Here is a 382-nt window from a genome sequence, read left to right as displayed (position 1 = left end):
ATAATACGGCAATAAATATAGGATTTGACTACGCATTTAAAACAGATGCCGGCTTATCTAGAAGTGATCAATATGTAGTCGTTAACTTTGCTCCTCCGCATTACAAAACTTATTCTTTTGGCTACTTTTATAACGCTAATAATGGTCTTTCTAGAATAATAAGAGAATTCTTAAAGCGGATTCATAGAACTATAGTAAATAACGAATTATAAAGAATGAAGGTTAAAAAAGAATTATTTCAGAGAGAAGGAAATGTGTGAAACGTCATTTAACCTTAATTTTATCGTTATGTAGTAGTTTACTTGTTTTTTTATTGTCACTGTTTCAATGGGATTTAGATGATCGGATAGGGAAATACGTAAGTCCGTATATATGGTTATTC

Annotated in this window: 1 protein-coding gene; it reads left to right on the top strand. The window is 30.4% G+C overall.

Annotation, left to right across the window (positions count from 1 at the left end; all coding sequences use genetic code 11):
• Window positions 1–212: hypothetical protein (locus AC1DWA_RS33720; RefSeq protein ID WP_477917892.1), on the top strand; the 212-nt coding region annotated here is incomplete at its 5' end.
• Between the last annotated feature and the right edge of the window lie 170 nt (window positions 213–382).

The sequence above is a fragment of the Rhodococcus sp. P4_F3_2 genome (assembly GCF_056401335.1).
The sequence above is the reverse complement of the archived record's forward strand: the minus strand, read 5'-3'. Positions and strand labels throughout refer to the sequence as shown.